Raw genomic sequence first — 25307 nt, forward strand, 5'->3', positions numbered from 1 at the left:
GTCCTCGGGCACCGCCTGCCCGCGCGCTACAGCTGCGGCGACACCTCGTCGGCGAGGAGCTCCCAGTCCTCCGCGGCCTCCTCGTGGCGGCGTACGGGCACGACCAAGACCGGACACTTCGACTCGCGCAGCACGGTGCGGGCCAGGGAGCCGAGGTGCTGGGGCTCCCACCCGTGCGGGCCGTGCCGGCCGACCACGACGAGCGAGGCGACCCGGGAGTCGTCGACCAGCACCTCGGTGGGCCACTGGTGCCGGACCTCGATGATCACGGTGACGCCGGGGTAGTGGCCACGCATGCCCTGCACCGCGGCGTCGAGGACCTTGCGTTGCTCCTCGCGCCACTGCGCCGCTACGCGGTCGGTGATGATGTCGTCGTAGACCGCGTCGAGGCGCCACGCGTGGACCACGCGCAGGGGCGCGCCGGTCGCGGCCGCCCAGGCGAAGCCCGCGGCGAGCGCCGGTCGTGGCAGGCCGCGCTCGTGCACGCCCACGACGACCTCGCCGGGGTCGGGCCCGTCACCGGGCAGCCAGCCCGCCGGGACCGAGACGACGGGGCACTCGGCGTGGGCGGCCACGCCGTTGGCGGTCGAGCCGACGAAGAGGCGTCGCATGGTGTGGAGGGCGCGGTGCTGCACGACGACGAGACGCGCTCCCCTGCTGAGGTCGGCGAGCGCGCGCGCGGGCGTCCCGGCGATCGCGAGGCCGCGGTGGCGCACCTCCCCGTCCGTCATCGACGCGAGCTCCTCCTCGACCTCCTTGACCACCCAGTGCGCCATGTCGGCGGTCTCGGCGGTGGTGAGCAGCGCGCTCGGCGGAGGCCCGGTCAGCGCCGTGCGGAAGGCGTGCACCAGCACGATCTCGAGTCCGTCGCGGCGCGCGACCTCCACGGCGAAGCGCAGGGCCGCGGTCTCGCGTCCCGGTCCGGTGACACCGACGACGACGGCGTCCTGGGTGGTGGTGTCCATGGTCGTCCCTCCTGGGTCGCTCTGGTCCTCACCTCCAGACTCGTCCTCCCACGCCGCCCACAACAGGGCCACAGGTCCCACCGATCGCGCGAGGGGCCCTCACCGAGCGGCGTGCACGCAGGTGCCGGCGACCCAGGTCGACCGCACCCGGGCGGCGCCGATCTCCTCGGGCACGAGGAACGGGTCGCGGTCCAGCACCACGAGGTCGGCCACGGCACCGGGGGCGACCACACCGGCGTCGTCGCGGTGGTTCACCCACGCCGAGCCGCTGGTGTACGCCGCGAAGGCCACCTCGGCGGCCAGCGCCTGGTGCGGACCGAGGGGCTCGGTCCCCGCGGGCCCGGGCTCGCCCCACGACGTACGGTGCACCGCGGTGTGGATCGCGGCCAGCGGGTCCGGGGTGCTGACCGGCCAGTCGCTGCCGGCGACCAGCCGTGCGCCGGCGGCGTGGAGGTCGGCGAAGGGATACTGGCGCGCCGAGCGCTCGGGGCCGAGGAACGGGATGGTCAGCTCGGTCATCTGCTCGTCGTGGCAGGCCCACAGCGCCTGGATGTTGGCCGCGACGCCGAGCGCCGCGAAGCGCGGCACGTCGTCGGGGTGCACCAGCTGGAGGTGGGCCACGTGGTGGCGCCGCTCGGGACGGGTGCCCTCGAGCGCGTCCAGCGCCTCGCGCACCGCCCGGTCGCCGAGGCCGTGGAAGTGGACCTGGAAGCCCGCTGCGTCGAGCGCGTGCACGGCACGACGCAGGCTGTCGGGCTCGACGAACGACAGCCCCGAGCTGTGGGTGGCGTGGCCGCACCGGTCGACGTAGGGCTCGACCAGGGCAGCGGTGCCGTTCTCGATGACGCCGTCCTGCATGATCTTGACCGCCGTCGCCGAGAACCGGCCGCCCGACCACTCCTGACGCCGTGCGACGAGGTCGTCGACCTGCTCCAGGCCCCGGTCGCGATCCCACCAGAGCGCGCCCACCACGGTGCCCGTCAGCTCGCCGGCGGCGGCCGCCCGGGCATAGGTGGGTCCGGGGTCACGCATGCCGGAGTAGGCACCGACGATCGCGTCCTGCCAGCCGGTGATGCCGAGGGAGTGCAGGTGGCGCTGGCCCTCGAGGAGCGCGGCGCGCATCTGCGCGTCGTCGGCGGGCGGCAGCACGTCGACGACCAGCTGCATGGCCCCCTCGTGCAGCACGCCGGTCGGCCGGCCGGCGGGGTCGCGCTCGATCCGCCCGTCGCGCGGGTCGGGGGTGCCGGCAGTGATGCCGGCGAGGTGGAGCGCGCGGGAGTTGAGCCACATCCCGTGGTGGTCGCGGTTGGCGAGGGCGACCGGCCGGTCGGGCACGACCTCGTCCAGCGCTGCGGCGGTGGGCAGCCCACCCGGGAAGGCCGCCATCGCCCAGCCGCCCCCCTGCAGCCAGTCCGTGCCCGGGTGCGTGCGGGCGTGCTCGGCGACGTGGCGCACGTAGGCGCCGGCGTCGACCGGGAGCCCGCTCAGGTCGCAGCCGAGACGCTCGAGGCCGCCCTGCACCGGGTGGACGTGCGCGTCGGTGAAGCCGGGCAGGAGCAGCCCGCCTGCGACGTCCACGACCTCGGCTCCTGCGGGGACGTCGCCGGCGCCGATCGCGGCGATGCGGCCGTCGGTGACCACCACGTCACCGACGCGACCTCGGTGCCGGAGGCCGTCGAACAGCGCGGCGTCGCGGAAGACGGTGGTGCTCACCGCGGCTCACCCACCGCGGCGGCCGGCAGGTCGAACCGGAAGACCGACCCCGGTCCGTCGTCCGGCGCCACGCACTCGATCCGGCCACCGTGACGCTCGACGATGGTGCGGCACAGCGACAGCCCCAGGCCCGTGCCGGCGTACGTCGCCTGCACCGCGTCGCTGCGCCGGAACCGGTCGAAGATGCGCTCGCGGTCCTCCGCGGGGACGCCGATGCCGTGGTCGCGCACCTCGACGACGACCCGGTCGCCGCGCGGCCGGGCGCTCACCACGACCTCGGGCGCGACGCCAGGGAGGGTGTACTTGGCGCCGTTGCCCACCACGTTGGCGAGCAGCTGTCGTACGGCGCCGGGGTCGGCGTGCACGGCCGGCAGGTCGTCGGCGAAGGTGAGCCCGTCGGCGAGGCCGGTCAGCTCGGCGACGTCGGCCAGGACGCCGTGGGGGCCCGACAGCGAGACGTCCGACGGCTGGAGGCGGCCTCCCTCGGCGGCCGCCTGGGCCAGCAGGTCGTCGATGAGCTCGCTCATGTGCACGACCGACCGGTCGACGCGGCCCACCGTCTCGCGGAGCTCCTCCTCGCCGCTCCCCGCGAGGTCGTGGTCGACCAGCGAGAGCCAGCTGCGCATCGTCGTCAGCGGCCCGCGCAGGTCGTGGGCGGCCGTCGCGGCGAACTCCACCAGCGGCCGGAAGCCGGACCGGTGCTCGGTCACGTCGCGCAGCACGAGCAGCCGGCCGAGGTCGCCCGCCCCCAGTGGTCGCGCGGTCACGGCCAGCACCATCTCGGTCCCGTCGGGGAGCGGCACCAGCACGTCGCCGGGCCCGAGCTCGGGACGCCGCCACTCCCCCGGTCGCGGCACCCGCTCCGCGACCTCGACGAGGCAGGCCAGGGCCACCGCCTCGTCGCCGGGCGCGTGCCGTCGCGCGAGCCGCAGGGCAGCAGCGTTGTGGGTGGTGACCCGGCCCGAGGTGTCGAGGACGACCAGGCCCTCGCCCATGCTCTCGGTCATGCCCGAGAGCAGCTCGGCCTGGGCGTCCGAGCGCGCCTGGGCCGAGGTGAGCGCTGCCACGAGCTCGTCCACGCGATCGCTGAGCGTGCCGACCGCCAGGGCGGTGAGGAGCAGGGTCAGCAGGAAGACCTGCGTGATCATCGACCGCACGTAGCGGTCGTCGAGCTCTGCCAGCGGGCCGACGTCGGCGATGGTGAGCGCCAGCGCGACGGTGCCGAGCGCGCAGGCATGGAGCGCGGCGGTGAAGGTGGTGAAGCGGGACGCGCCCCACACGCTGAGGGGCACGACGAGGAAGACCAGCGGGAGCGGCTGGACGAAGACGACGACCAGGACGGCGGTCGACACTAGCCAGAAGACGACCAGCTCGGTGCGGTCGCCGCCGGCGGTGCGGGTCCCGGAGCGTCCACGCAGCCACTCCCACCCGAGGTGGCCGACGCTGCCGACGGCCAGGGTGCCGGCCACCTGCCGGCCCCACACGAGGAGCGCCGACTCGAGGTCGAGGTTGCCGCCCACCCAGAGCCCCAGCGTCAGCACCACGGCACCCGCGAGGCAGGCGAGCAGCACGACCCCGGTGCCGGCCGCCAGGATCCCGAACGTGTGCACGCTCGCCTGCCCGCCGGCTCCCATCAGCGTGGGGCACCACCGCCTCAGCAGGACGACCGTCAGCCAGGCCTGCAGCACCACCCCGGCAGCCCCGATCGCCACCAGGACCGGGTCCGCGCCGTCGAGCAGCAGCACGACCGCGAGCAGCCCGCCGACCTGCGCCAGGACCCGGACCTGGCGGTCAGGGCTCTCGGCGAGGAGCCAGAGCACGGCGACGCCCGCGGCCGGCCAGACCAGGCTCGCCGACCCGCCGGGCAGCACCGTCGCGCGTCCGACCATCACGAGCAGGACGTACGCCGCCGCGAATGCCACCGCGTGCAGGGGTCGCAGACCGGACCCCGTGTCGTGTGCGTCGCCCCCGACGACCGTGGCGGGCGTCATGGGACCAACCTAGGGCCGCGCGGGCCCGGCGCATGCGATTGAACGCGAAGTCAGTGACCCGGTCCTAGGCTGGCGGCGTGGCCGACGACCAGCTCAGGCGCGCCGCGGACGCCGCGATGCTGCCGATCGTCGCCTCGCTCGCACCCGCCGGCGTGCTCGAGGCCCACTGGCTCCCCGACCGCGACGGCGCGCCCGTCGTGTGGATCCGCGTGGCCACCGAGGCCGGACGCGTCGCCGTGCAGTCCCACGCCTGGGTGCTGCCGCAGGTGCAGGTCATCCTGTCCCGGCTCGGCGTGGGCCCCGAGCAGGTGATGGCGCTGCGGCTCGAGGTCACCTCCGCCGAGGCCGAGGACCGGCTCTTCGAGGAGTAGCGGGGCGGCCGTCCACCCGACGAAGTCCCCGGATATCCGGTGACTTTCCTGGTTGTCACACCAGATCTCGGGTGACAACCAGGAGACTCCCCGGATATCCGGTGACTCCGGGCGAGGTCAGACGACAGACGCCGACCCCCCTACCGCGCCCCCGCATCGGTGATCGAGGTGATCCACGACTGGTGGGTGGTGCTGTTCTTCGTGATCGCCAGCAGCTCGTCCATGTGCGGCTCGAGCCCGGTGACCTTGTCGAGCGGCACGCCGATGACGAGCTGGAAGCCGAGGCCCTTCCAGGCCCGCACCGCGCGCCCGGCGAACTCGGAGTCGGCCTTGACGAAGCCCTCGTCGAGGAAGACCGGCGCGAAGCGCGGACGCGAGCGCATCTCGTCGCCGAGGCGGAAGCGCAGCGCGGAGCCGACGATGAACGCCACCAGCTCCTGGCTCTCGCCGCCGCTCTTCTCCCCCAGCGTGCGGTAGGTCGCGCGCAGCTCGCCGGTCAGCGAGTCGTAGCGCTCGGCACTGACCTCGACGTGACGACGTACGTCGAGCAGGCGGTCGCGCTCGCTCGTCGTGCCGGTCGCGTCGCCGCCCTGGGGCCTGCGCAGCTGCTCCATGAAGCGGCTGAGCTCGGCGAAGCGCTGCTCGAGGTCGGCCTCGTCGGCGTCGGGCGCAGAGCGGGCGGTGAGCGCGCGCAGGTCGCGCAGGAACACCTGCACGTGCGCGGGCGAGAGGCGGCGCAGCCGGATCCGGAGCCGGTCGCCGGCGCCGCCGAACTCCAGCCGGCGCAGGATCGCGTTGATCGGCTCGAGGCGGTCCTCGATGTCCTCCACCGAGGCCGCCATCGCGCCGAGCAGCGGCACCAGGTCCTGCCCGCTCCACTCGGTCAGGCGGCGGCGCCACTCCGCGCGCCGGCCCGCCAGGCCGGTGCCGCGGATCTCCTCGAGGATGCGGGCGTAGTCGCCGTAGGAGTCGGCGGTGGCGCCCAGGTTGGGCGACTCCCACTGCAGCTTGTAGGCGCGGAACGTCGCCGCCAGCTCGTCGTCGGCGCGGCGCAGCTCGTCCTCGGCGTCGCCGACGGCCTCGCGCAGCCGCTCGGCGAGGCGCTGCGAGGTCTCGGTGAAGCGCTCGAGGTCGTCGGGGTCGCCCGGGGCGGCCGCGGAGCGGAAGTCCTCGGCGAGCGCCGCCTGCTGCTCGTCGGTCAGCGCGAGCGGGCCGGCCGCCTCCAGGCGGTCGTTGACGAGGTCCTCGTCGTCGACGAGGCGGCCGTGCCGCTCGTTGAGCTCGCGCTGGCGCTCCTCCAGGCCGAAGCGCACCCGGCGCGTCGACTCGAGCCGACCGGTGAGGTCCTCGATCTGGCGCTCCAGCACCTGCAGCTGGTCGTCGGCACCGAGGATCTCGCTGCGTCGCGCCTCGAGGTCGGCCAGGCGCCGCTCGCTGGCGTCGACGTCGAGGTCGTCGAAGCGGGCGACCGCCACCGCGTCGTACGCCGCGCGCTGGTGCTCGAGCACGGCCGAGCGCCGGTCGAGCTCGCTGACCTCGGCGTCGATGGCGTCGAGGTCGGAGGAGATCGAGGCGAGCTCGGCGTCGATCTCGTCGAGCGCCTCGGTGTTGGAGAAGCCAATGATGTTGCGGGAGTCGCCGCGGCCGTGCGCACCCCGGCGACCGTTGCGCGTCTGGCCGGCGAGGGTGACGCGGAAGCTGCCACCGTCGAGGTCGGCGGCGTCCTCGACACAGAGTGCGTTGCGGGCGGGCTCGGCGACGTGCGCCTGCACCCAGCCGGAGAACGGCGAGTCCTTGAAGAGCAGCTTGCCGGCGACCCGTTCGGGGTCGGCGGGTCCGAGGTCGGGCAGGTCGAGCTCGACGCCCTCGAAGACCAGACGGCCGCGCAGGTGCAGGCCGTCGATGGAGCGGGAGAAGTGGTCGAGCCGGTCCAGCGGCACCAGCATCGTGCGCGCGCTGGCCCCGAGCACCGTCTCGACGGCGGTGCGCCAGCGCGACTCCTCCGGCGCGAGGTCGACCAGCTCGGCGACGTAGGGCAGCTCGTCCTCGCCCAGCCCGGACGCCCGCGCCACCTCGGCGCGCAGCTCGTGCATGCGGGCACCGACCCGGCCCTTGTGGCTCTCCAGCGAGCCGCGCTCGCGGCGCAGCTCGGCCTGGCGGTGGCTGAGCGGGTAGCGCCGGTCGCGGGCGCCGTCGCGCTCGCGCTTGATCCGCTCCTGCTCGCGCTCCCACCCCGCGAGCCACTGCCGCGCGTGCATCTGGAGCACGGCGAACGACTCGGCCGACATCAGCGCGGAGTCCACGTCGGGCGCGCTCGCGTCGGAGACGTCGATGAGGGGCAGCAGGCGCTCGTGCAGGACCGTACGCCGGCTCGCGCGGTCGTCGCGGACCACCTTCTCCTGCTCGAGCGACAGCGCGAGCGACTGGAGGCTCGACCCGCCCGCGGCGCGGTGGGCCTCCTGCGCGGTGTCGACGTCGGCCACCAGCGCGCGCTCGGCCGCGGTGGTCGCGGCGAGCGCGTCGGCGGTGGCCGCACGGTCGGCGCGGTTGGTCGTCACCGCGGCGGAGATCAGGCGCAGGTGCTCCTGCAGCAGCCACGTGCGCAGCGGGGTGTCGCCCGTGCGGGTGACGCCGAAGGAGTCGAGCTCGGCGAGGCGCTTCGCGGCCTGCACCTTGCGCTCGTGGACGCCGGTGATCGGCTCGAGGAGCTCGAGCTTGTGCTGCTCGGTGCGCATGGCGGCGTGCGCGGCGTCGAGGTCGTCGAAGTGCTCGATGGCCCGGTCGGCCGCGGCGTAGGTCGCCGGTCGCTCGAGCACCATCTCCTTGTAGAGCTCGTCGACGCTGCGGACCTGGTTGCCCGACTGGATCCGCGCCAGCAGCCGCAGCGCCTTCGCGCCGTCGCCGTTGGCGCCGATGCCGAGGCGGGCGTGCAGCACGGCGGCGAACTCGGCGTACGTCCGGTGCACCCGCACGCCTGGATAGAGCTTCTTGAGGGTGTTGGCGTGGAAGCGCTCGGCGACCGCCACCTCGAGGGTGTCGAGCGGCAGCGGTCCGTCGTGGGTGACGAGCTGCATCTGCACCTCCCCGGAGCGGGTCGCGCGACGCGGCACGTAGTAGGTGCGCAGCACGGTGAACTGACCGCCGCGGTCGTTGACGAACGTCATCGCCACCGCGCCCCACGTGTCGCTGCCGCGTCCGCGGAGCAGCTGCTCGACCGGACGGCCGGTGCGGGGGTCGTCGATGACGTCGACGGCACCCCGCAGGTAGGACAGCAGGTTGCGCTGGCCCAGGCTGCGCGCGCGGCCGGCGACGGCGTCGTTGGAGGCGCCGTTGAACTTGGTGTCCGACGGCATCATCAGCGCGGTGTAGGCGTCGAGGATCGTGCTCTTGCCGACGCCCGAGGCCCCGGAGATCATCGTCGCGTCACCGCGCAGCGCCACGGTGGTCAGGCCGCCGAAGCCACCCCAGTTGACCAGCTGGAGCAGGGCGGCACGCCACTGCATCGTGTCGTCGGCCGGCGTCGCGACGCTGTGCTCGGAGAAGAGCCCCTCGGCGCCGGTCTCGGGACGCGCCTCGTCGATGCTCATGCCTGCCCCTGTCCGTGCTGCCCGGCGACCGGTGCGTCGGCGTCGTACGCCGCCTCTGCCTCGTCGTCGTCCGCGTCGACTCCCTCGGGCCCCTCGGCGAAGAGGTCGCCCTCGGGTGCCGCCTCCGGCTCGCCGCCGTTGGCCCGGCGCAGCGCCTCGAGCAGCTCCTGGAGCAGCTCGAGCGGCAGCAGCGGCTCGACGGCCTCGCTGATCTCGTAGCGCTCGTCGCCCGGTGCGCCGATCAGGAGGCCTGCCTTGACGATGCTGGTCACCGCGTTGCGAGCGCGCTTCTCGTCACCCGCCTCGTCGGTGGCGTGGGCGGGACGGAAGCTCTCGATGTAGTCGACGACGTCGTCGCGGTCGACGTAGACGCGCGAGTCGCCACCGGCAAGGCCGGCGCGCAGCCTGTCGCGCAGGTGCACCAGCACGAGCGTCTCCTCGCGCGTCCAGGCCGCGTCGTAGAGCAGGGTGGGGAAGCGGCTCCCGGTCTCCGACGTCGCCTGCCGCTTCCAAGCCACCTCGCGGGAGCGGTCGAGGAGCAGGTCGAGGAACAGGTCGTTGAGCCGGCCGCGGATGACGCGCTCGTGCTCGACCAGCACGCGCCAGTCGCGAGGGTGGGTGCGCGCGCTGATGAAGCGCTGCTTGAGCAGGGTGACCAGCGCGTGCCGCTGGGCGTGCTCGAGGCCGCCCTCGTCGCCCTCCCAGAGCGAGACCGAGGCGAGGTCCTCCTGCTCGTCGGGGTCCTCGTCGAGGTCGGGCGCGAGGTCGAGGTCGGTGTCCACGCTCATGCGCGGGCCTCCTGCTGCTGGGGGTCGAGGTCGGGGTCGGGCAGCGCCACGCGGGGCACGGCGAAGATGCGGCGACTGCCGTCGTGGCGCACGGCGACGTAGGACTCGGTGGGCTCGTCCGACGGGGTTCGTACGCCGTCCTCGCGGGCGAGGTCGGCGGCGAGGTGGAGCAGGCCGAAGATCTCCACGGGGCGCCGCAGCGACGGCTCGAGTGAGTCGAAGAGCTCGCCGAGGGACTGCGCGGGCGCGAGGTCCGTGCGCGTGGCGTCGAGCCGCTGGCGCAGCGCGTCGAGCTGCGGGCCGCCGTGCGCGATGAGCTCGTCGAGCGAGACCGGGGGCGCGTCGGCGGGGTCGGCGGGCCTGATCCGCTCGGGCAGCACGTCGTCGGCCGGGTCGTGGAAGCGCTCGCGCAGGTGCTCCACCGACGCGCGGGCCGGCAGCAGCGGGACGGCGTGCACCGCGCGGGGACCCGTCGTGGCCATCCACGTCATGAGCTCGGACTCGACCTGGCGCAGCGTCTGCTCGAGCTCGCGGTCGCGCACGGCGTCGTGGGAGACGATGTACTCCTTGAGCGTCGCGGTGACCCGCGAGCGCTGCGACAGCACCCGGTCCAGGCCCTCGCGCACCAGGCTCACGGTGCCGCGCAGCTCGGCGCGGTCGGCGTCGCTGAGCAGCCGGTCGGAGAGCGGGTGCTCGAGCAGCGCGGTGAGGTCGTCGCGCAGCTGGGTGACCATCGCGTCGTCGCGCAGCAGCGCGAAGGCACCCTCGAAGGCGCGGCCCTCGTGGGTGGCGGTCATCAGCGCGTCGGCGCGCGCGAGGTACGCGTCGATCACCTCCCCGGCCGGGCGGTCCTCGGCGCGGAACGCCGCCAGGATCTCGCCGCGGATCGCTCCGAAGCGCTCCTCCACCCGGGCGAAGTCGCTGGGCAGCGCGGAGATCAGCGACAGCAGCTCGGTGAAGCCCTCGTGCATGTAGTCCTCGGTGGCACCCACCATCTCCGCGCCGTCGACGAGGCGGTCACGCTCCGCGCGCAGCCGCGCGATCTCCTCGTTGAGGATGCTCACGCGCGAGGTGCGGTCGGGGTTCGCCTCGGAGTTGAAGCGGCGTACGGTGCCGAGGATCGTGGCGATGCGGTGCTCGCTGAGCGTGGCCCGGTCGCGGCTGAGGTTCTTCACCAGCTCGAGCGCCTGCTGCGCGTGGGAGGTCAGCGTGTAGACCTCGTGGCCCTGCTCGTCGAGCGAGCGCACCAGCCACTGCCCGCGCATCCACCGCTGGCAGATGTCGCGCCCGGTGCCCGTCGGCAGGTCGGTCTCCCCCGCGGCGCGGATGCCGGCGAGGTGCTCCTCGACCTGCGTGTGGAGGCGCGCGGTGGGGATCGGGCGGTTGTTGCGTCCGAAGGCGGCGCGGAAGATCGTGATGACCACGGGCGCCTGCCGCTGGTGGAGCAGGGTGAGAGTCGGCTGCGCGAAGGCCCCCTTGACCCGCGCCAGCTCGCCGGCGATCTCGCTCATCTGCTCACCTCCTGGTGCCCGTCCGACCCGCGTCGCGACGCGACAGCATCCCAGAGCCGACGGACAGCGGCGGGCACAGGGTGCCGCGGGCGGCGTACGGGCGCCGGGGTTCCGGATCGAAGCTGGAGCCTCACCCCCGAAGCTTCGGGGTGGAGGCTCCAGATTCCCCGGATATCCGGGGATCGCGACGGGGGCGGGCGACAGGGCGGGCGACAGGGCGGGCGACAGCCCCAGCCTCACACCCCTCGGATCCGGATCGGCCCCTTCGCGGTCGAGGGATCCACCACGTGCCCGGCCTGGGTGATCTCCACCTCGCCGCGGTCGACGAGGCGACGGGCGGCACGGCGCGCGGGCTCCATCAGGTCGCGCCAGGTGTCCTCGTCGCCGACCAGCCGGGCGGCGTCGGAGGGGCAGATGGTGGCCGAGCGGGCCCGCTGGGCGAGCAGGTCGGTGATCGCGGCCTCGAGGCGCTGGTCGACGTCGGAGACGCCCCGCTTGCGGCACGACGTCGAGCAGTAGCGCACCTGGTCCCAGTCGCGCTCCCACTTCTTGCGCCACTCGATGGTGCGCCCGCACGACTGGCAGGTCTTCGGCTCGGGCGTCATCGCTCCAGTGTGACCTCACCCTCAAGACGCGCGGTCGCGGCATAGCCGGAGGCGCTCGCCGGTTGGAGCCGGGAGAAGTCACCACACCGCAACCGGAAGGCAGCACCCATGCGCGCACTCGTCCAGCCCCAGTTCGGCGACCCGTCCGAGGTCCTCTCGGTCACCGAGGTCCCCGACCCCCAGCCCGGTCCCGGCCAGGTGCTCGTGCGCGTCCTGCTCTCCCCCATCCACAACCACGACCTGTGGACCGTGCGCGGGAGCTATGGCTTCAAGCCCGAGATGCCCGCCCGTGCCGGCACCGAGGCCGTCGGCGTCGTCGAGGCGCTCGGCGAGGGCGTCGAGGGCCTGGCCGTGGGCCAGCGCGTCGCCAGCGGCGGCACGTTCGGCGCGTGGGCCGAGCTCATCGTGGCCCCGGCCGCGGCGCTCGTCCCGGTGCCCGACGGCATGAGCGACGAGGCCGCCTCGCAGCTGGTCTCGATGCCCTTCAGCGCGATCGCGCTGCTCGACTTCCTCGAGGTCTCCGAGGGCGACTGGATCGTGCAGAACGCCGCCAACGGCGCCGTCGGTCGCCTCGTCGCCCAGCTCGCCAAGGCCCGCGGCGTGCACGTCCTCGGGCTCGTACGCCGCTCCGCGGGCGTCGCGGAGCTCCGCGAGGAGGGCATCGACCGCATCGTCGCCACCGACGACGACGGCTGGCGCGACCAGGCGAAGGCGATCGTCGGCGACGCCCCGGTGGTGGCGGGCGTCGACTCGGTCGGCGGCAGCGCCGCGGGCGACGTGGTGTCGCTGCTCGCTGAGGACGGCGTGCTCGTGGTCTTCGGGGCGATGGCCTCGCCCACCCTGGAGATCTCCTCGGGCGACGTGATCTTCAAGCAGGCCGTCATCAAGGGCTTCTGGGGCAGCAAGGTCTTCGGCGCGATGTCGGGCGAGAAGCGCGCCGCGCTCATGGGCGAGCTGGTCAGCGGCATCGCCTCGGGCGCGCTGACCCTGCCGGTCGAGAAGGTCTACTCCCTCGACGAGATCGCCGAGGCGGCGCGCGCCAACGGCGAGCCCGGGCGGCGCGGCAAGGTCCTGCTGCGCCCCTGAGCCAGGGCAACGGTGGCCGCGGTCAGCGGACCACGGCCACCGGGCACTCGGCGCGGTGCAGCACGGCCTGGCTGACCGAGCCGAGCATGAGGCCGCGGAAGTAGCCCAGCCCGCGCGATCCGACGACCAGCAGCGACGCGCCGGCAGAGGCGTCCACCAGGCACTTCTGGGGTGCCACGGCGACGACCTCGTGCTCGAGGCGTACGTCGGGGTGGTCGGTGCGGATCCCGGCGAGGCTCTCGGCCAGCAGCAGCTCGCGGTTCTCGGTCGACAGGTCGCGCGGCTGGGCGTTCCACACGTCGGTCGACGGCGCACGCACGTGCCACGCGTGCAGCGCGACGACCGTCTCGCCGGTCGCCTCCGCGCGGCGTACGGCGTAGTCGAGCGCGGCCATGCTCGTGGGCGAGCCGTCGATGCCGACCACGATCCGGCGTGCCCCGGGGTCGTGCGGCTCGCGCACCACGACGACGGGACAGCTCGCGTGGCGGGCGAGGTGGTGGCTCACCGAGCCGAGCAGCACCTCACCGGCGGCGCCGTGACCGCGACTGCCGACCACGAGCACCGAGGCGTCCTCGGCCGCGCGGAGCAGCTCGTCGACGACGTTGCCGGAGCGCTGCTCGCTGCTCGCGCTCCCCACCCCGGCATCTGCCAGGGTCTTCTCGGCCTGCTCGAGCAGCTCGCTGGAGTCCACCACCCAGGTGTCGGAGACCACGATCATCCCCGAGACGCCGCCCCACGTGGGCGGCAGCAGCTCGTTGACCGACAGCACGCGCACCGGCACGCCGGTGCGGACGGACTCCTCGGCGGCCCAGGTCAGCGCCAGGTGCGCGTCGTGCGAGCCGTCGTAGGCAACGAGGATGGGCAGGTGGGACCGTGTCGTCGTCATGGCTCAAGCCTTGCGCCGACCGGGCCGGACGGTCAGGGGCATTGGTCCCGGGCCGACGGGGCCCAGCGGCCCGCGTCAGTCGACCGCCATCTCGCCCAGCTCGGACCAGTCGTCCTGCTCGACGCTCTGGCTGACGATCCTCGGCGTCGCGGCGAGGTAGGGCGGGAGCTCGGCCTGCGCGGCCTTGAAGTGCTCCGACGAGACGTGGGCGCCGCCGGCGTCTCCGTCGCGGAACGCCTCCACCAACACGTACTCGTTCGGGTCGTCGAGGCTGCGCGACCAGTCGAACCACAGGCAGCCCTCCTCGGCGCGGGTCGCCTCGGTGAAGGCGCGCGAGATCTCCGGCCATGCGTCGGCGTGCTCGGGACGGACGGCGAACTTGGCGGTGATGAAGATCAAGGGAGCTCCTCGCAGGGACGTGTGACGGGTCGTCGTCCAACCTACTCACGCCCCGACGGGGGTGACCCGGGAGCGACCCGCGCCCCTAGCGTCGCGGACGGACGCGCCCCTGCGTCCCACCACACCTGGGGGACCCATGCCTGACGCCCGACGGACCAGCACGCCCGACCAGCGAGGTGGCGGCGACGAGCTGCACCAGGGCGTCAAGCGCGGCGAGCGGATGACGACCGCGACCGGTGTGCCGCTGGGCGACGGGCAGAACTCGCTCAAGGTCGGCGACCGCGGGCCGACGCTGCTCGAGGACTTTGCCTTCCGCGACAAGATGTTCCACTTCGACCACGAGCGCATCCCCGAGCGGGTCGTCCACGCGCGCGGCTACAGCGCGCACGCGACGCTCGAGTGCCTCGACGCGATCCCCGACCTGACCCGCGCCGCGCCGTTCCAGGCCAGGGGCAAGAAGACCGAGGCGTTCGTCCGGTTCTCCACCGTCGCGGGCAACCTCGGCTCCCCCGACCTCGCCCGCGACGTGCGCGGGTTCGCCGTGAAGATGTACACCGAGGACGGCAACTGGGACATCGTCGGCAACAACATCCCGGTCTTCTTCATCCAGGACGCGATGAAGTTCCCCGACCTCGTCCACGCGGTCAAGGAGGAGCAGGACCGCGGCTGGCCGCAGGCGGCCTCGGCCCACGACACGTTCTGGGACTTCGTGTCCCTGATGCCCGAGTCGACCCACATGCTGCTGTGGGCGATGAGCGACCGCGCGATCCCGCGCTCGTTCCGCTTCATGGAGGGCTTCGGCGTCCACACCTACCGCTTCGTCACCGCCGACGGGGACAGCACCTTCGTGAAGTTCCACTGGAAGCCGCGCCAGGGCCTGCAGTCGGTCGTGTGGAACGAGGCGCTCAAGATCAACGGCGCCGACCCCGACTTCCACCGCCGCGACCTCTACGCCGCCATCGACAGCGGCGACCTCCCCCAGTGGGACCTCGGCGTCCAGGTCTTCGACGAGGCCTTCGCCGACGAGTTCGACTTCGACGTGCTCGACGCGACCAAGCTCATCCCGGAGGAGGTGCTGCCGGTGCGGGTCATCGCCCGGCTCACCCTCGACCGGGTCGTCGACAACATGTTCGCGGAGAACGAGCAGGTGGCCTTCGGCACCCACAACGTGATCCCCGGCATCGACTTCAGCAACGACCCGCTGCTGCAGGGACGCAACTTCTCCTACCTCGACACCCAGCTCAAGCGGCTCGGCAGCACCAACTTCACCCAGCTCCCCGTCAACGCTCCGCGCTGCCCGGTGGCGCACTTCCAGCGCGACGGGCACATGCAGACCTCGCTGCAGGAGGGCCGCGGCAACTACGAGCCCAGCTCGCTGACCGGCGACGACCGCGGACCGCGGGCCGACGTGGTGCACGGCTACCAGAGCGTCGTGCGCGACGAGGCCGGCCCGACGCGGCGACTGCGGGCGGAGTCGTTCGCCGACCACTACAGCCAGGCGCGCCAGTTCTTCCTCAGCCAGACCGAGGTCGAGCAGGGCCACATCGTCGACGCTTTCTCCTTCGAGCTCGCCAAGGTCGAGGACCCGAAGATCCGGACCCGGATGCTGGGCAACCTCCGCAACGTCGACGACGACCTCGCCCAGGCCGTGGCCGACAAGCTCGCCATGCCGCTGCCCGACGCCGCGGAGGCCGCGGTGCCCACCCGCACCGACCTGCCGGAGTCCCCGGCGCTGAGCATCCTGCTCAACGGCCCCGAGTCGTTCGCGGGACGCAAGCTCGGCGTGCTGGTGACCAGCGGCAGCGACAAGGCCGTCGTCCGCGCGGTGGCCGCCGCGTTCGAGGGCGTCGGCGCGGTCGTGGAGTACGTCGCCCCGGCGATCGGCCCGGTCAAGCTCAAGGGCGGCGGGACCATCACCCCCGACCACGCGATCGACGGCGGCCCCTCGGTGCTCTTCGACGCCGTGGCGCTCCTGCCGTCGGCGGACGGCGCCACCGACCTCGCCGGTCGCGCGAGCGCCCGTGACTTCGTCGCCGACGCGTTCGCCCACCACAAGCTGGTCGGGGTAGGTGCGCACGCCGAGGCGCTGCTGGCGGCGGCCGGCGTCGAGCCCGACGACGGCTTCCTCGACCTGGCCTCGGCCGACGACGCCGACGTCTTCGCCACCCGCTGCGGCTCGCTGCGCCACTGGGAGCGGGACGTGCGTGCCTGACCGCGGGCCGGTGCTGCTCGGCGAGGTCACCGACGACGAGCACGACGAGCTGGCCGACCTCGTCGACCGCGCCCGCGACGCCGTCGACGACGTGCCCGCCGCGCTGGAGCTCGCCGGGGTCGTCGGCACCCAGCTGCCGGTGCCGGGCGCGGGCCGCACGGTGCACCTGTGGTCGGCGCTCGCCAGCGTGGCGGCCATCGACCTGACCCTCGCCCGCGTGCTCGAGCCGCACCTCGACGCCCTCGCCATCCTCGACCAGGCCGGCGAGCCGGCACCGTCGGGCACGTGGGGCGTGTACGCCGCCGAGGGTCCGGGCGAGCCGTTGCGCGCGCGGCCCAGCGGGTCGGCGTACGTCCTGGACGGGCGCAAGCACTGGTGCTCGCTCGCCGGCGTGCTGGACCACGCGCTGGTCAGCGCGTGGGTGGGTGACGAGCGCCAGCTCTTCGCGGTCGACCTGACACAGCCGGGCGCCACGGCCGTGCCGGGCACGTGGGTGGGGCGCGGCCTCACCGCCGTCGACTCCGGCCCGGTGGACCTCGACGGCGCGACGGCGCGCGCGGTCGGCGCCCCGGGGTGGTACCTCGAGCGGCCCGGCTTCGCCTGGGGCGGCATCGGGGTGGCCGCGGTCTGGCTCGGCGGAGCCGTCGGCGTCGCGCGCCGGATGCTGGCCGCCGCCGACGCGCGGCTGCCCGACCAGGTCGCGACGATGCACCTCGGCGCCGTCGACGCAGCGCTGCACGCCGCCCGCTGTGTGCTCGAGCAGGCTGCGCGCGCCGTCGACGACGGTGACCTCGGCGGCGGGAACGGCTGGCGCGCCGCGCTCCGTGTGCGCGAGGTCGTCGCGAACGCCGCCGAGGACGTGCTGCGGCGCGCGGCGCACGGGCTGGGCCCGGGACCGCTGGCGACCGACGAGGACCACGCCCGCCGCGTCGCTGACCTCGAGCTCTACCTGCGCCAGTGGCACGCCGAGCGCGACCAGGCCGCGCTGGGCGCCGAGCTCCTGCGCGCGGGGGCCACCGGGTGGTGAACGAGCCCCCCTTCCGCCACGACCGGGCGGGCACGCCTGCCGCGTCCTGGACACCAGCGATCGAGGCGCTGCCCGTCATGGGGCTGCCGTCCGATCGTCGCCGCCTCGTCGTGGTCGGCGCGCACCCCGACGACGAGACCCTGGGCGCGGGCGGGCTCGTCCACGCCGCCGCACGCGCCGGCTGGGACGTCGAGGTCGTCTCGGTGACCGCGGGCGAGGGATCCCACCCGCACTCCCCCACGCACCCGCCCGCCGAGCTGGCCGGCGTACGCCGCCGCGAGCTGCGCGAGGCCGCCGCGGTCCTCGCCCCCGCCGCGCGGGTGCGGTGCCTCGACCTGCCGGACGGCGAGGTGGCGGCCCACGGAGCGGAGGTCGTCGCCGCACTGGTCGAGGCAGTCGGGACCGACGGTGACGACGTCGTGCTCTGCGCACCGTGGCGCGGCGACGGCCACCCCGACCACGAGGCCGTCGGCCGCGCCGCGGCGGTGGCCGCCGGGCGCACCGACGCGCTGCTCGTGGAGTACGCCGTCTGGATGTGGCACTGGGCCGGGCACACCGACGTCCCGTGGGACCGCGCGCGCCGGCTCGTGCTCGACGACGCCGGGCAGGCGGCCAAGCGCGACGCCGTGGCCGCCCACGCCAGCCAGGTGCGTCCGCTGTCGCCGCGGCCCGGTGACGAGGTGTTGCTCGGCGCCGACCTGCTGGCCCACTTCGACCGCCCCGACGAGGTCCTCCTGCTCCTCGACGACCCGGTCGACGACGACGCCCTCGACCAGGTGCACGTCGAGCGCCCCGACCCGTGGCAGGTCGACTCCCCCTACGAGCGCCGCAAGCGGGCAGTGACCCTCGCCAGCCTGCCGCGCGAGCACTACCGCAGCGGCCTGGAGGTGGGCTGCTCCGTGGGCGCGCTGGCCGTCGACCTCGCGGGCCGCTGCGACAGCCTCCTCGCCGTCGACGCCAGCCCTGCGGCGATCGACCTCGCCCGTCGGCGTACGAGCGGGGTCGAGCACCTCGCAGTACGTCGCGCGCGGGTGCCCGAGGAGTGGCCCGAGGGTCGCTTCGACCTGGTCTCGATCTCCGAGGTCGGCTACTTCCTCAGCCCACGCCGGCTCGCCGAGGTGGTCCGGCTCGCCACGGCAGCGCTGGCCGACGACGGTCACCTGCTGCTGTGCCACTGGCGGCACCAGCCGGTCGGCTGGCCGCTCGCCGGTCCGGCCGTCCACGACGCGTTCCTCGCCACGGGCGCGCCGGTCCTGGTCGAGCACCAGGAGCCCGACTTCCTCCTGCACGTGCTGGGCCGGCCCACGTGAGCGCGCCGGCAGCGGTGGTGGTCGTCGTGCCCGCCCGCGACGAGGAGCAGCTGGTCGGCGCGTGCCTGGACGCGGTGGCGCACGCCGCCCGCGCGCTCCGCGCCGCGCACCCCGAGGTGCGGACCCACGTCGTCGTGGTGCTCGACGTGTGCGGCGACGACACCGCAGCGGTGGTGGACCGTCGCCCCGGCGTGCAGGTGGTCACGAGCACCGCGGGCAACGTCGGCGAGGCCCGGGCCCTCGGCGTCGAGGCGGCCTCGGCGTGGGCCTCGGCCGCCGGCGGAGGTCGGGTGTGGATCGCCAGCACGGACGCCGACAGCGAGGTCCCCGCCCACTGGCTGCTCGCCCAGTGGCGGCTCGCGGCCCAAGGGCACCACCTCGTCGTGGGCACGGTCACCCCGCGGTCGTCGGACCTGCCGCCGCACGTCCTCGCGGCCTGGCACGCCCGGCACAGCAGCGCCGACGGGCACGAGCACGTGCACGGGGCCAACCTCGGCTTCTCGCTCGAGGCCTACTGCTCCGTGGGCGGCTTCGCCCCGCTCCCGGCCCACGAGGACGTCGAGCTGGTCGAGTCGATGCGACGCGCCGGCCTCTCGCACGTGGCGACCGGCGCCATCGACGTGACGACGTCTGGTCGCCGGGTCGGGCGGACGCCGGTCGGCTTCGCTGCCTACCTCGATGAGCTCGGCGCCTGACACCGCCGTCTAGGCTGACGCCGATCGCCATGGCCGCCACCCACAGCAACCCCGACGCCCGCTCCCGCCGCCTGCTGCTGGTCGTCGACGCCCCCTCGCTGCTGCACCGCAACCACCACGCGCGTGCCCACACCGGGCTGCGCGACCGCCAGGGCCGCCCGATCTGGGCGCTGCAGGGGATGCTGCGCCAGATCCTGGAGTCGATCGACACCATGGCGCCCGACGCGGTCGTCTTCGGCCTCGACGACCGCACCGGCTCGGTGCGCCGCGACGCCTACCCCGACTACAAGGCCGGCCGTGCGCAGAAGGACCCCGAGCTCGTCGACCAGCTCGACCGCGCCGGCGCCCTGCTCGACGCCCTCGGCCTCGCGACCGTCACCCCGGCCGGGCTCGAGGCCGACGACGTCAACGCCTCCGGTGCGGTCTGGGCCGAGCGCAACGGCTGGAGCTGCGTCATCATCACCTCCGACCGCGACGCCTTCGCCCACATCAGCGCGCACACCCAGGTGCTGCGGCTCATCGACGGCGGCATCCACGGCTCGCCGATGCTCAACCCGGCGCGACTGTTCAACATGTACGGCGTCCGCCCCGCCAACTACCTCGCCTTCGCCGCTCTGCGCGGCGACTCCAGCGACAACCTGCCCGGCGTGCTCGGCATCGGCGAGAAGACCGCGGCGATCCTGCTCGACGTGGCCGGCTCGATGGACGCCGCGTGGGCCGACATCGACCACAACGGTGGCCGGGCGCTGCTGGAGGCGCTCGACGACTGGGCCGCCGAGACCGGTGGGCGCCGCGTCGGCGCGACCGTCGTACGCCGCCTGCAGGCCGAGGGCGCGCGCGAGCGCTACGACTTCAACGTGCGGATGATGTCGGGGCGCGACGACCTCGACCTCGGTCTCACCCCCGACGTGCCCGGGTCGCGCGGCCTGCTGCCCCTCGACCTCGACCGGGTGACCCGGGTGGTGGGCTTCCTCGACAACGACTTCACCACCGACTTCGCGGTCCGGGTGCTCACCGCGCGCCCCGCGTCGGCCTGAGACCTATCCCCCGAATGGGGCTTGCTGCCCCCATCGGGCGGTGCGACGTTGCTGGCATGACCAGAGCCCGTCGCCCCGTCCTCGCCCTCGTCGCCTCGGTCCTCGCGCTCGCCGCGGCGCTGGCGCCCACGTCTGGCGTCGAGGCGGGCCCGCCCGCAGCGTCGTCCACGTCGGCGCCGGCCCGGACGGCGACGGTCATGACGCGCAACCTCTACCTGGGCGCCGACCTCGGCCCGGTCCTGACCGCGCTCGCGAGCGGCAACACCACCGCCATCGTCCTCGCGGCGACCCGGACCTGGGCCGCGGTGCAGGCGACCCGGCCGGCCGAGCGGATGGGTGCGATCGCCGACGAGATCGTCGCCGCGGACCCCGCCGCGGTGGGCCTGCAGGAGGTGACGGAGTGGACGACCTGGACCTACGACCCGGCCACCGGCGCGGTGAGCAACCCCGTCGTCGCCTACGACTTCCTCGCGCTGCTGCTCGACGCGCTGGAGGCGCGCGACGCCGACTACCGCGAGGTCGCCGGCGCGACGGCGCACAACTTCACCTCGCCGCCGATCCCGGTCCTGGCCAGCCCGACCGCGACCGTCCCGACCCGGGCCGTACGCCTGGCGGACCGCGACGTCGTCCTGGTCCGCGACGACGTGCGGGTCGACGCGGCGCAGACCGGCACGTACTCCGCGATCGTGCGGTTCCCCTACGGCACCACCACCCTCCCGGTCGCGCGCGGCTGGGGCTCGGCGGACCTGCGGGTCGGCAAGGCGCGGCTGCGCTTCGTCAACTCCCACCTCGAGGCCTTCGGCATCCCGGGCCAGGACGCCGAGCAGGTGCGTGTCGCGCAGGTCGGTGAGCTGCTCGCGGCACAGGCCGCGATCGCGACGCGTGACGGTGAGCTGCCGATGGTCTACGCCGGTGACTACAACTCCGACGCCCCCGACGCGGCGGCGTACGCCCGGCTGCTGGCCGGCGTCGGCGCCGACGCCTGGCCGCGGACCCACCCCGGCGACCCGGGCTTCACCTGCTGCCTCGGCGCGACCCTGACCGACCCGGACAACCCGCTCACCTCGCGCATCGACCTGGTGCTGCACAGCAGCGACGTCAAGGCCGCGCGCGCGACGATCGTCGGCGACGACCCGGCGGAGATGACCGCCTCCGGCCTGTGGCCCTCCGACCACGCGGGGGTCGTGGCCCGCCTGGTGGTGCCGGCGCGCAGATAGGTACACGCGGCCGGGGCCGGACCTTCAGCCGCTGCTGCCCCCGGCCGTGATCGCCGGGAGGATCGCTGCGGTCATGATCGCGGTGTTCATCGCAGCGACCGCCTTGGCGACGGCCTCCCCGGCGGGGATCTCGGTCGACACCTCCTCGATCCGGCGCTTGAGGTCGCGGCGCCCCAGGGTGCCCTTCTCGTCCGCCAGGACCTTCGCAGCGACGCCGAGGCCCTGGAGGATCGCGAGCAGGGTGGCGTCCTCGGTGCGCGGGGTGCCGCCCGAGAGCACGGTCCGCAGCTGCTCGCGGAGGCGTCGCTCGGGCTCGGGGTCACGCACGGGATACCTGGCGGGGACCAGGCCGAGCGCCCGCTTCTCCTCGACCTCGACCACCCCGCGCGCGGCGAGCGCGGTGGCGACCTGCTGCTCGACGGCGAGCTTGCGGTCGGTCACCAGCGACGACAGCCTCTTGCCGTCGCGCTCCTGCAGCCGGCTCATCGCCGCGTCCAGCGCCGGGTGACCGACAGGCCCCGCCTGCAGGACCGACATCCGCGGGTCCTTGTGGTCGCTGAGCGTGATGCGCCCCGCGAGGACGAGGTCGGTGATCACGGCCGCGGCGAGCCCGTAACCACGCTGCGCGGTCGCGCTCTCGGGCTTGCCGTCGTCACGGCGCATCAGCAGGAAGAGCTCCTCCACGATCAGCATGCGACCAGCCTAGGCAGCGTCCTCGTGCGTGGCATCCCGCGACTGGTGGAGGTCCACCCGCATCATCCGGGCGGCGAGGTCCACCGCGGGACCGAGCAGGAAGATCACCGTGAGGGTGCCGACCCCGACCGTGGCGCCCATCAGCCAGCCACCGATCGCACCGCCGCCCTGGACGAGGCTGTAGCTCCACCGGAACGCGATCGGCGGGTCCCACGCCAGCGCGGCGGCCTCGGCCGGGCCCGCGCCGGTGTGGCTGCCGAGGTAGAGCGCGATGCCGACCGCGAGCACGGGGAAGGCCGCGATGAGCAGCACGGCGCGCCAGAGGAGGTCGTCGGGCGTCTCGAGCAGGTCGAGCACCACCGACACTGTGACCCCGACCAGCACCACCTGCACCACCGTCCCGACGCCCGGGTAGACCTTGCGCAGCGCCGCCATCGCGACGAGCACCACCCCCACCACGAGGTTGACGACCCAGAAGCTGACGTCGGTGGTGAGCGAGAGACCGTTGACGAAGGTCGAGTAGCCGTCGGAGCCGAGGTCGGCCGTCAGCAGGAGCGCCACACCGGTGCCCAGCACGACGCAGCCGAGCAGGAGCATCGCCGTACGGCGCGGGCTGGGCATCACGGGCGCCAGCATGTCAGGCCACGCTGCTGACCGACGGCGACTGTCGGTGGCGACGACTAGAATCAAACTCATGATCGACACTCTGGCAGGGCCCAGAGCAGAGGCTGGGGCAGCCGCCCTCAGCCCGGCCGCCCTGCTCGCACTCCTTCGTGAGCGCAAGGCCGTCGAGGACCGCGCGGCGGCCGACCAGCTCGACCTCGCCGCCCGGTGGGCCGACCTCCACCCGCCCGAGTCCATCCACTCCGCAGCCGCGTTCACCGTCCCCGGCTCGGAGCACGAGGAGCCAATCGCCGGCGACGGCTGCCCGCTGGTCGCGGAGTTCTGCATCGCCGAGCTCGGCGGCGTCCTCGGGATCTCCACGACGTCGGCGAAGAAGCTCATCGGCCACGCCCTCGAGCTGCGCCACCGACTCCCGCGGTTGTGGGCGCAGGTGCAGTCCGGACGGGTGCCGGCCTGGCGGGCGCGCTCGGTGGCGGAGGCGACGATCCACGCCGCTCCGGCACTGACCCGCGAGGCCGCGGCGTTCGTCGACGCCCAGGTCGCGGCCGTCGCGGGGAAGATCGGCCCCGCGCAGCTCGACCGCCTCGTCGCCGAGTCGATCAAGCGGTTCGACCTCGCCGCCGCCGACCCCGCTTCGGACCCGGAGGACGGCTACCTGTCGGTCGACCCACGGCACGTGACGATCCACGACCAGGACGTGCACTTCGCCGGCACCATGCGGATCGAGGCCGAGCTCGATCTGGCCGACGCCCTCGACCTCGACCGCGCGCTGGCGCACGGAGCCGCGGTCCAGAAGGCCCTCGGGTCCACCGACTCCCTCGACGCCAGGCGCGCTGCCGCCCTCGGGGACCTCGCCAGGACGCAGACCGTGCTCGACCTGTTCTCCCAGGGACCCACGGGCGCCACGGCAGAGGACGGCCTTCCCGCGGCTCGCGAGGTCGTGCTTCACGCCCACTTCGACGCGAGCGTCCGGGACGGGCAGACCGTGTTTGGTCCCACCGGCCGTCTCGAGGAGCGCCAGCGACTGCTGCTCTTGGACCAGGTTCGCTCGTGGTGTGCCGACTCGCGCACGAAGATCACGATCAAGCCGGTCATCGACCTCAACACCGAGCTCTCGACGCCGGCGTACGCCGTGCCTGACCGGATCCGCGAGCAGGTTGTTCTCCGAGACGGGACGTGCGTGTTCCCGTGGTGCACCCGACCGGCCAGGGGAGGCGACATCGACCATGTCGTCGAGTTCGACCACGACGCCGCAGCCGAGAGCCGCGAACAGCCCGGGCCGACCGCCACCTCGAATCTCGCAGCCCTGTGCCGCTCCCACCACCGGCTCAAGACCCACTCCGCCTGGCGCTACGAGATGGTCGAGCTCGGGGTGTTCGTGTGGACCAGCCCCCACGGCCACCACTACCGCCGCGACCGGCACGGCACCGCCGCGCTCGACCCGCCCGACCCGGGTCCGCCGCGGATCCCACGCCAGCGCCGACCATGACCCCGCCCCACACCCCGCCAGCCCCCAGCCGGCGGGGCCACAGGCGCGTCTGAGGGCGCCGGCCGAGCGCCAGCCGCGTCTACCCTGCGGGAATGACTGCGACCGCGCTCCTCCGCTACGAACGCGTCCTCGCCCACACGGAGAATGACGCCTCGGAAAAGACCCTCAGCCCGGGCGCACGCAGGTGAACATGACCGTGCGGATGCGCCTCTCGGCGAGGTTGGTCACCTGGTTGACCGCCATCTGACCGAAGCGCTCACCGAGGAACGCCCCGAAGCTGACCGGCGGAGGACCGTCGCGCTCGACCCGGGCGCGCACCTCGCGGAACCAGGCGAGGCTCTCGTCCGAGGAGTCGACCTCCGCGACCACCTCGAAGCCCGCTGCGGCGAGCAGGTCGCGCATCTCGGGAGGGGTGGCCAGGAAGCTCGTCGAGGCGTCGTCGGCCCAGGGCACGGGATACCGGACGTCGCCGCCCTCGCCCTGCAGCACGTCGTACGCGACGAACCGTCCGCCGGGCCGGAGCACCCGCAGCGCCTCGGCGTAGAGCGCGGGCTTGTCACTGATGTTCATCGCCACGTGCACGGTGAACGCCGCGTCGAAGGCTGCATCCTGGAGGCCCGTGGCCGTGGCGTCCCCGACGCGGAAGTGCGTGCGGTCGCCGAGGCCGGTCCACTCGGAGAGTGCCGTCGCGACCTCGACGAAGTCCGGCGTGAGGTCCACACCGGTGACCGTGCACCCCGTCAGCTCGGCGAGCGTCCGCGCGGGACCCCCGAGCCCGCTGCCGAGGTCGAGCACGTGGGAGTCGGGCGAGAGGCGGAGCGCCTCGGCGATCTCCGTCGTCGCGGCACGGCCACGGATGTGGAACTCGTCGACGGAGGCGAGGTCGGCCGGGCGGAGGGAGTCCCGGTCCACCCCGGCCCCGGTCAGGGCGGCGTCGATCGCCGCCACCAGCTGCCCCGGGCCCCTGTAGAAGTCGACGACGTCGTCCATGGCGACATCGTGGCACCGGACGGCGGCGCCGTCGACGAAACGGACGGGTCGGCTGACGTTCACCCGACGTCCACCTGCCGGCCGGCTGCCCGGCGCACCGGATGAGCAGAG

At 74.1% G+C, this 25307-nt stretch carries 21 protein-coding genes; 9 read left to right on the forward strand and 12 right to left on the reverse strand.

Annotation, left to right across the window (positions count from 1 at the left end; genetic code table 11):
* Nucleotides 1-26: 26 nt before the first annotated feature.
* From ASG76_RS05245 to ASG76_RS05255, 3 genes are all read right to left on the reverse strand, one after another.
* Nucleotides 27-965: a universal stress protein gene (locus ASG76_RS05245; RefSeq protein WP_056600861.1), complete on the reverse strand. Its 939-nt coding sequence runs from the start codon at nt 963-965 to the stop codon at nt 27-29.
* Nucleotides 966-1064: 99 nt separating this feature from the next.
* Entirely contained in the window at nt 1065-2678 is a 1614-nt protein-coding gene (locus ASG76_RS05250) for an amidohydrolase (RefSeq protein ID WP_056600863.1), read from the reverse strand.
* A complete protein-coding gene (locus ASG76_RS05255) occupies nt 2675-4669 on the reverse strand; it encodes an ATP-binding protein (protein WP_056600865.1) in 1995 nt (664 codons plus the stop codon). Before ASG76_RS05255 ends, ASG76_RS05250 begins: the two co-directional genes overlap by 4 nt.
* Nucleotides 4670-4746: 77 nt before the next feature.
* On the opposite strand from ASG76_RS05255, the gene ASG76_RS05260 reads away from it, so the two are divergent.
* The gene (locus tag ASG76_RS05260) at nt 4747-5040 is read left to right on the forward strand and encodes a hypothetical protein (protein ID WP_056600867.1); all 294 of its coding nucleotides are present in this window, start codon (nt 4747-4749) and stop codon (nt 5038-5040) included.
* Nucleotides 5041-5180: 140 nt separating this feature from the next.
* On the opposite strand, the gene ASG76_RS05265 is transcribed toward ASG76_RS05260, so the two are convergent.
* The 4 genes from ASG76_RS05265 to ASG76_RS05280 all read right to left on the reverse strand — a co-directional run bounded on the left by ASG76_RS05265 (nt 5181) and on the right by ASG76_RS05280 (nt 11531).
* Nucleotides 5181-8627, reverse strand: coding sequence for an ATP-binding protein (locus ASG76_RS05265; RefSeq protein WP_056600869.1), 3447 nt, complete (start codon nt 8625-8627; stop codon nt 5181-5183).
* Nucleotides 8624-9415 (reverse strand): DUF4194 domain-containing protein, encoded by a 792-nt coding sequence (locus ASG76_RS05270; RefSeq protein ID WP_056600871.1) that lies wholly within the window; start codon nt 9413-9415, stop codon nt 8624-8626. Before ASG76_RS05270 ends, ASG76_RS05265 begins: the two co-directional genes overlap by 4 nt.
* The gene (locus ASG76_RS05275; RefSeq protein ID WP_056600872.1) at nt 9412-10926 is read right to left on the reverse strand and encodes a DUF3375 domain-containing protein; all 1515 of its coding nucleotides are present in this window, start codon (nt 10924-10926) and stop codon (nt 9412-9414) included. Before ASG76_RS05275 ends, ASG76_RS05270 begins: the two co-directional genes overlap by 4 nt.
* 236 nt (nt 10927-11162) lie before the next feature.
* Complete coding sequence (locus ASG76_RS05280; protein ID WP_056600874.1) at nt 11163-11531, reverse strand: DUF2256 and DUF3253 domain-containing protein; 369 nt, start codon at nt 11529-11531, stop codon at nt 11163-11165.
* A 108-nt stretch (nt 11532-11639) separates the two neighbouring features.
* On the opposite strand from ASG76_RS05280, the gene ASG76_RS05285 reads away from it, so the two are divergent.
* Nucleotides 11640-12617 (forward strand): zinc-binding dehydrogenase, encoded by a 978-nt coding sequence (locus ASG76_RS05285; RefSeq protein ID WP_056600876.1) that lies wholly within the window; start codon nt 11640-11642, stop codon nt 12615-12617.
* Nucleotides 12618-12639: 22 nt separating this feature from the next.
* Here the strand turns inward: ASG76_RS05285 and ASG76_RS05290 are convergent, their stop codons facing one another.
* The gene (locus ASG76_RS05290; protein ID WP_056600878.1) at nt 12640-13503 is read right to left on the reverse strand and encodes a universal stress protein; all 864 of its coding nucleotides are present in this window, start codon (nt 13501-13503) and stop codon (nt 12640-12642) included.
* 75 nt (nt 13504-13578) lie between these two features.
* Nucleotides 13579-13902 carry a putative quinol monooxygenase gene (locus ASG76_RS05295; RefSeq protein ID WP_056600880.1) on the reverse strand — a complete coding sequence of 108 codons (324 nt, stop codon included), beginning with the start codon at nt 13900-13902 and terminating at the stop codon, nt 13579-13581.
* Nucleotides 13903-14038: 136 nt separating this feature from the next.
* Between ASG76_RS05295 and ASG76_RS05300 the strand changes: the two genes are divergently transcribed.
* The 6 genes from ASG76_RS05300 to ASG76_RS05325 are packed head-to-tail and all read left to right on the forward strand — an operon-like array spanning nt 14039 to nt 21400.
* Entirely contained in the window at nt 14039-16114 is a 2076-nt protein-coding gene (locus ASG76_RS05300) for a catalase (protein ID WP_056600882.1), read from the forward strand.
* Nucleotides 16107-17141: an acyl-CoA dehydrogenase family protein gene (locus ASG76_RS05305; protein WP_200948065.1), complete on the forward strand. Its 1035-nt coding sequence runs from the start codon at nt 16107-16109 to the stop codon at nt 17139-17141. The genes ASG76_RS05300 and ASG76_RS05305 overlap by 8 nt, the downstream gene beginning before the upstream one ends.
* A complete protein-coding gene (locus ASG76_RS05310; RefSeq protein WP_056601047.1) occupies nt 17138-18451 on the forward strand; it encodes a bifunctional PIG-L family deacetylase/class I SAM-dependent methyltransferase in 1314 nt (437 codons plus the stop codon). The genes ASG76_RS05305 and ASG76_RS05310 overlap by 4 nt, the downstream gene beginning before the upstream one ends.
* Nucleotides 18448-19146, forward strand: coding sequence for a glycosyltransferase (locus tag ASG76_RS05315; RefSeq protein WP_082587265.1), 699 nt, complete (start codon nt 18448-18450; stop codon nt 19144-19146). The genes ASG76_RS05310 and ASG76_RS05315 overlap by 4 nt, the downstream gene beginning before the upstream one ends.
* Before the next feature lie 29 nt (nt 19147-19175).
* The gene (locus tag ASG76_RS05320) at nt 19176-20183 is read left to right on the forward strand and encodes a 5'-3' exonuclease (RefSeq protein WP_082587266.1); all 1008 of its coding nucleotides are present in this window, start codon (nt 19176-19178) and stop codon (nt 20181-20183) included.
* A 56-nt stretch (nt 20184-20239) separates the two neighbouring features.
* Nucleotides 20240-21400, forward strand: coding sequence for an endonuclease/exonuclease/phosphatase family protein (locus tag ASG76_RS05325; RefSeq protein ID WP_056600885.1), 1161 nt, complete (start codon nt 20240-20242; stop codon nt 21398-21400).
* Between the two features lie 24 nt (nt 21401-21424).
* Here the strand turns inward: ASG76_RS05325 and ASG76_RS05330 are convergent, their stop codons facing one another.
* On the reverse strand, nt 21425-22093 hold the full coding sequence (locus ASG76_RS05330) for a GOLPH3/VPS74 family protein (protein ID WP_056600887.1): 669 nt from the start codon (nt 22091-22093) through the stop codon (nt 21425-21427).
* Nucleotides 22094-22102: 9 nt separating this feature from the next.
* A complete protein-coding gene (locus ASG76_RS05335; protein ID WP_056600888.1) occupies nt 22103-22729 on the reverse strand; it encodes a hypothetical protein in 627 nt (208 codons plus the stop codon).
* Between the two features lie 58 nt (nt 22730-22787).
* Here ASG76_RS05335 and ASG76_RS05340 point away from each other — a divergent pair, with 58 nt between their 5' ends.
* Nucleotides 22788-24206, forward strand: coding sequence for an HNH endonuclease signature motif containing protein (locus ASG76_RS05340; RefSeq protein ID WP_056600890.1), 1419 nt, complete (start codon nt 22788-22790; stop codon nt 24204-24206).
* 165 nt (nt 24207-24371) lie between these two features.
* Here ASG76_RS05340 and ASG76_RS05345 read toward each other — a convergent pair whose 3' ends face one another.
* Entirely contained in the window at nt 24372-25196 is an 825-nt protein-coding gene (locus ASG76_RS05345; protein WP_056601051.1) for a class I SAM-dependent methyltransferase, read from the reverse strand.
* Between the last annotated feature and the right edge of the window lie 111 nt (nt 25197-25307).

This window comes from Nocardioides sp. Soil774, from assembly GCF_001428125.1.
Taxonomy (GTDB): Bacteria; Actinomycetota; Actinomycetes; order Propionibacteriales; family Nocardioidaceae; genus Nocardioides.

Coding starts and splice junctions, on each gene's coding strand:
- ASG76_RS05245 (WP_056600861.1), bottom strand. CDS start 965: ATGGACACCACCACCCAGGACGCCGTCGTCGTCGGTGTCACCGGACCG.
- ASG76_RS05255 (WP_056600865.1), bottom strand. CDS start 4,669: ATGACGCCCGCCACGGTCGTCGGGGGCGACGCACACGACACGGGGTCC.
- ASG76_RS05265 (WP_056600869.1), bottom strand. CDS start 8,627: ATGAGCATCGACGAGGCGCGTCCCGAGACCGGCGCCGAGGGGCTCTTC.
- ASG76_RS05270 (WP_056600871.1), bottom strand. CDS start 9,415: ATGAGCGTGGACACCGACCTCGACCTCGCGCCCGACCTCGACGAGGAC.
- ASG76_RS05275 (WP_056600872.1), bottom strand. CDS start 10,926: ATGAGCGAGATCGCCGGCGAGCTGGCGCGGGTCAAGGGGGCCTTCGCG.
- ASG76_RS05280 (WP_056600874.1), bottom strand. CDS start 11,531: ATGACGCCCGAGCCGAAGACCTGCCAGTCGTGCGGGCGCACCATCGAG.
- ASG76_RS05285 (WP_056600876.1), top strand. CDS start 11,640: ATGCGCGCACTCGTCCAGCCCCAGTTCGGCGACCCGTCCGAGGTCCTC.
- ASG76_RS05290 (WP_056600878.1), bottom strand. CDS start 13,503: ATGACGACGACACGGTCCCACCTGCCCATCCTCGTTGCCTACGACGGC.
- ASG76_RS05300 (WP_056600882.1), top strand. CDS start 14,039: ATGCCTGACGCCCGACGGACCAGCACGCCCGACCAGCGAGGTGGCGGC.
- ASG76_RS05320 (WP_082587266.1), top strand. CDS start 19,176: ATGGCCGCCACCCACAGCAACCCCGACGCCCGCTCCCGCCGCCTGCTG.
- ASG76_RS05325 (WP_056600885.1), top strand. CDS start 20,240: ATGACCAGAGCCCGTCGCCCCGTCCTCGCCCTCGTCGCCTCGGTCCTC.
- ASG76_RS05330 (WP_056600887.1), bottom strand. CDS start 22,093: ATGCTGATCGTGGAGGAGCTCTTCCTGCTGATGCGCCGTGACGACGGC.
- ASG76_RS05335 (WP_056600888.1), bottom strand. CDS start 22,729: ATGCTGGCGCCCGTGATGCCCAGCCCGCGCCGTACGGCGATGCTCCTG.
- ASG76_RS05340 (WP_056600890.1), top strand. CDS start 22,788: ATGATCGACACTCTGGCAGGGCCCAGAGCAGAGGCTGGGGCAGCCGCC.
- ASG76_RS05345 (WP_056601051.1), bottom strand. CDS start 25,196: ATGGACGACGTCGTCGACTTCTACAGGGGCCCGGGGCAGCTGGTGGCG.